The sequence below is a fragment of the Acidobacteriota bacterium genome (assembly GCA_003696075.1).
In the GTDB taxonomy this organism is placed as follows: domain Bacteria; phylum Acidobacteriota; class Polarisedimenticolia; order J045; family J045; genus J045.
On sequence record RFHH01000100.1, the window covers coordinates 1 to 4987 of the forward strand.

General features: G+C 74.3%; 5 protein-coding genes. All 5 read left to right on the forward strand.

Annotated elements, in window-relative coordinates; all coding sequences use genetic code 11:
- The first annotated feature begins 10 nt into the window (after positions 1-10).
- Positions 11-1129 (forward strand): hypothetical protein, encoded by a 1119-nt coding sequence (locus D6718_06415; protein ID RMG45878.1) that lies wholly within the window; start codon positions 11-13, stop codon positions 1127-1129.
- Between the two features lie 113 nt (positions 1130-1242).
- Complete coding sequence (locus D6718_06420) at positions 1243-2211, forward strand: tetratricopeptide repeat protein (GenBank protein RMG45879.1); 969 nt, start codon at positions 1243-1245, stop codon at positions 2209-2211.
- Positions 2211-2993 (forward strand): Stp1/IreP family PP2C-type Ser/Thr phosphatase, encoded by a 783-nt coding sequence (locus D6718_06425; GenBank protein RMG45880.1) that lies wholly within the window; start codon positions 2211-2213, stop codon positions 2991-2993. Before D6718_06420 ends, D6718_06425 begins: the two co-directional genes overlap by 1 nt.
- Before the next feature lie 92 nt (positions 2994-3085).
- On the forward strand, positions 3086-4684 hold the full coding sequence (locus D6718_06430) for a hypothetical protein (protein RMG45881.1): 1599 nt from the start codon (positions 3086-3088) through the stop codon (positions 4682-4684).
- Positions 4681-4987 (forward strand): arginine--tRNA ligase (locus tag D6718_06435; protein RMG45882.1); only part of this gene is annotated, 307 nt, incomplete at its 3' end. The genes D6718_06430 and D6718_06435, both read left to right, overlap by 4 nt.

Sequence of the window (4987 nt, forward strand, 5' to 3'; positions counted from 1 at the left end):
GCGCCCCGCCATGACCGCGACGTCCCCGGCCGCGCGCCTCGAAGAGGCGATCCGGAGCGGCACCGCGCCGCGGCCCGCCCGTCTCGCCGCCGCGCGGGGCGCCTTGCCCCTCGAACCGGGGCAGCTCGTCGCGCTGCAGGTGCTCCTGGCCGGAGACCCCGACGGGGAGATCGCGGCAGCGGCCCGCGCCTCCCTCGACGCCCTCGACGCCGACTCGGCCCGCGATCTCGCCGAGGATCCGGCGACGCCGGCGCACGTTCTCTCCTTCCTCGCGGCGGAGATCGCGCGCTTCGACGGCTGCGGGCCGGCGCTCGCCCGCCGAGCCGATCTTCCGGAGGACGCGGCGCTCGCGCTCGCACGGGGCACCGACGCGGAGGCGCTCGAAGCGCTCGCCCTGAACCAGGAGCTGCTGGCCCGGCACCGCCCGGTCGGCGACGCACTGCGCGACAACGCCGCGCTGCCGGCGGCCGCGCGGCCGAAGCTTCTCGACTACCTGGACGAGCTCGGCAAGCGGGCCGGTGCGGGGGCGGCGGGCGCCGCCGAGCGGGAACTGCGGCCCGCGAAGGATCCCTTCCTCGCCGCGCTCGGCTTCGACGCCGAGGTTGAAGCGCTCCTGCCGACGCTGGACCTCGACCTCGGACAGCTCACCGAACGGAGCGAGCTTCTGGGCGAGGTCGAAACGGAGCGCGAGGCGAACGTCATCAAGCGGCTCTCCGGGCTCAAGATCGGCCAGAAGATCCGCGTCGCGCTGTTCGGGAACCGCGAGGAAAGGATGGTCCTCATCCGGGATTCGAACCGGACCGTCGCGACTGCGGTGCTCAAGAACCCCCAGTTTTCGGAGGAGGAGGCGGAAGCGGTTTCGAATTCCCGCAACGTCAGCCAGGAGGTCCTGCGCCTGGTGGCGCAGCACCGGGAATTCGCGAGGAACTACCACATCCAGCACAATCTGGTGAAGAACCCGCGCACGCCCATCGAAATCGCCCAGACGTTGGTCTCGCGCCTGAACGACAAGGATCTCAAGCTCCTCACGAAGAACCGCAACGTCTCCGACGCCGTGCGCCGCCAGGCCAAGCGCCTGCTCGAGGCACGCGAGGCCCGCCGGCGCGTCCGCGTGAGGAGGAGTCGATGACGCGGGCGGAGGGCCGGGCGCGCCCGGAGGCGGCGGTTTGCGGTAGAGTAGGCGGCCGCGGACCGGGGCCCCGTGCGGGGCGCCAGCCGCGTGGTTGAGCCGGGGCCCACGCCATGCGCGCGCTCAAGGTCGTTCGCCAGCACTTCCGCAACTACCACCTCAAGTCGGGCGTGTATCACTTCCACCGCGGCGAGCACGGCCCGGCCGCCGATTTCCTTACGCGCGCGATCGAGCAGGACGAAGAGATCAGCGCAGCGGACCGGCGAGCCGCACTCTACTACCTCGTGCAGACTCGCATCGGCGCCGCCGAATCCTTCGCCGCACGGGGGGAACTCGAAAGGGCCGCCGAGGAGTACCGGCGCGCGCTCGCGGTCATGCCGGACTACCCGGACGTGCACTTCCGCCTGGCGCGCACCTTGCGGCGCCTCGACCGGCTGGAGGAGAGTCTCGCTCATCTGCGGCGCGCGCTGGAACTGAACCCCGCGTTCGTCGACGCCTCGGTCGAACTCGGCATGGCGCTGCTGGAAAGCGGCGATCTCCCGGCAGCGCGGGAGGCCTTCGAGGCGGCGGAGCGGATGCGGGCCGGGCGGGCGGCCGAGGGTCTGGCCCGGGCGCGCCGGGCGCTCGAGGAGGGGCGGGTCGATCTGGCGCGCGACCTGTACAAGGACGTGTTCGCCACCGACCGGTCGTCGTTTCGCCAGGCGCTCGAGGCGGCGCTCGCCCACCTGCGGGCCGAACGCTGGGAGGAAGCGGCAGAGCGCCTCCAGGAGGCGGCGGAGATCTTCCCGCGCTACGCGGACGTCCAGAACTATCTCGGGGTCGCCCTCGCCGAGGCGGGACGACTCGAGCCGGCGATCGAGGCGTTCGAGCGCTCGGTGGAGATCCACCCCGACTACCTGACCGGCTGGCTCAACCTCGCCTACGCGGCCGCGGCCGCCGGGCGGACGGAGAGGGCGCGGGAGGCGCTGGCCGAAGTGCTCCGGCGCGAGCCGGACAACGGCCCGGCCACCCACCTCGCCGAGACGCTCCGCGAGCGGGATGCGGACCGAGGCCGCGCCGGCGGTGCGGCACCGGGACGATGATGACGCTCCGGGCAGCGGGACGGACCGACCGCGGCCGCGTCCGGCCGCACAACGAGGACTCGCTCCTGGTGGACCCGAAGCGGGCCGTGGCCGCGGTGGCGGACGGGATGGGCGGCCACGCGGCCGGCGAGGTCGCCTCCCGCCTCGCGGTCGAGGCTCTCGACGAGACGCTCACCGAGGCCCCGCGGGACGCCGACGCGGTGCCCGAGCTGCTGCGGCGTGCGGTGGCGGAGGCGAACCGGAGGATCGCCGAGACGATCCGCGAGCACCCCGAGTACCACGGCATGGGAACGACGCTCGTCGCCGCGGTCTGGGCGGGCGACCGCCTCTTCGTGGCCCACGTGGGGGACTCCCGCGCCTATCTGATCCGGGACGGGAGGATCCGGCAGCTCACGACCGACCACTCGTTCGTCAACGAACTCGTTCGCCTCGGGATGATCTCCCGCGAACAGGCCGCCCGGGATCCGCGCCGCAACGTCGTGACGCGGGCGCTGGGCAGCGGCCCGGTGGTGGTTCCCGACGTGATCGAGGAACGCATCCTCCCCGGCGACACCATCCTTCTCTGTTCCGACGGGCTGAGCAGCATGCTCGACGACGCCCGCATCCTCGAGACGGTCCGCCGGGCGCAGGGGGATCTGGAGCGCGGCTGCGCCGACCTGATCGCCGCTGCGAACGAGGCCGGCGGCGAGGACAACGTCACCGTCGTCCTGGCCAGCCCGGCCCCGCAGGCGCCGCCGCCCGCCGACGCGGCGGAGACCGGCCCGATCACGGAGGGGGCCTGAGGATCCCGCCGCCGCAAGCGCGGCGCTTGCGGAATGTTGACCGGTTTCGGCGTACCTTCTATATTCCGAGCGATTTTCGGGAGCCACCCTCCGTGCCTTCGCACCGCCCGACCCCATCGACCGCGATCCGGACGATCCCGATCCTGCTCGCCGCCACGCTCCTGCCGGCAGCGGCCGGGCCGGGTGCCGGCGACCTGCAGCGGTTCGCGATCGACGCCGGACTGGCCGGCGACGACCTGTCGGCCGCGTTCGATCCGGCACGATCCCGGCCGGCTCCGGAGTGGCTGCGCGCCCGCCCCGGCGAGCCGGGGCTGACGCTGTACCGGGAGGACCCGCCGGTCCGCGTTCACGTCGCGCCGGAATTGGCGCCCGACGCCGACCTCGACGGCGTGCCGGACCGCGCCGCCGAGGCGCTCTCCACCGCCGCGCGGACGCTGGAGCTGTGCCGGCGGTTCGGCCTGGGAAGCCCCGCCGACGACGGGGACGGAGAACTCGACCTGTACCTGGCCGATCTCGGCGGCGCCGTTCGCGGTTATGTCGTCCCGGAAGCGCGCGCCCTGCCCGGCCGCGGTTCGTCCGGTTTCGCGGTGGTCGACGCGTCGCTCTCCCAGCCGGACGGTGCTTTCCGCGGGATGATCGCCCGGGCGGCGGCCCGCCTGGTGTTCCTCGGGCGTGACGCCTCCGCGCCGCTGTGGTGGCTCGAGCCGAGCGTGACCTGGGTCGAGGCCCGCGTGGCCGGGCCCGATCCGCGGTCCGACCGGATCCTCCAGGCGCGCTGGACCTACCCGGAACGCGGGCCGTTCGTCGGCGACCCGCTCCTGGCGCGGGGCAACGTCTCGCTCCTGTGGGCGCTCCGCGACGAGTCGCTGGAGGGACGCGCCCTGGCGGCGACCTGGTCGGCGCTGGCCCGCCGAGAGGACGGGGAGCCGCCCGAGGAGGTCGTGGCCCGGGCACTCGAGCGGGTCACCGGATTGTCGTTCGAGCGGCTCGTGGCGCGCGCCGCAACGGTGCAGATCGTCTCGGACCTGCCTCCCACCCGGTTCACCGCCGACGTCGGCACGCTTCCCGTGTTCGACCGACCCGGACTCGCCCCCGTGCGCCCCGGCGGCGCGGCGCTCGTCCGCGTGCTGCCCGATCCGCGGCAGCCCGAGGGGACGCGCCTGCGGGTGCAGGTGGGTGACGATCTGTGGTCCGCCTTCCTCCTCGCGCGGCGCCAAGGCGGAGGGTGGGACCGGGCTCCCCTCCCGGTGACCGACGCCGAGGTCTCCGCCGAGCTGCCCTGGAACGACTACGATGCCGCGGTCCTCCTGCTCGTCCGGCGTCGCGAGGCGCTCGATCCGGGGCCGATCTCGGTCCAGGCTTCCGCCGGCGGACGGGTCGGTCCCTACGCGCTCTCGGCGGTCGGCGCTCGCCGCCTGCCCGGCGGGCTCGTGGAGATTCGCTGGCACAGCGCGTGGGAGCGCGGGCTGTTCGGGTGGATGGTCGAGCGCTCGGCGTCGCCGGACGGCCCGTGGACCGCGGTGGCGGGTTCACCGGTGCCGGCGATCGGCCTTCCCAGGGAGGGATCCGGCTACTCGCTCCTCGACTCGCCGCCCGATGCGGAGGGTCTGCTCTACTACCGGGTCGTGGCCGTCACGCGCGACGGGCTCCGCATCACCGCTCCGGCCATCGCCGTCCCCGAGCCTCGATGATCGACCTGTTCGGTGAGGTCCGCGCCGGCGTCGAGGCGGCGGTCCGCCGGGCCTGCCCCGCGGCTCCGCCGGAGGTGCCGGTCGAGTTCCCTCCCGATCCCTCCTTGGGAGACCTCGCCACGCCGGTCGCGTTCGGCCTGGCGCGGATCCTGAAGCGCCCGCCGCGGGCGATCGCCGAGGAGCTCGCGCGCGAGATCGCAGCGCTTCCGGGGGTGGCCGCCGCCGAGGCGGCGGGCCCGGGATTCGTCAACGTGCGCCTCGACCGCGACGCCGGCCTCGCGCGGCTCCTGGCCCCCCCCGGCC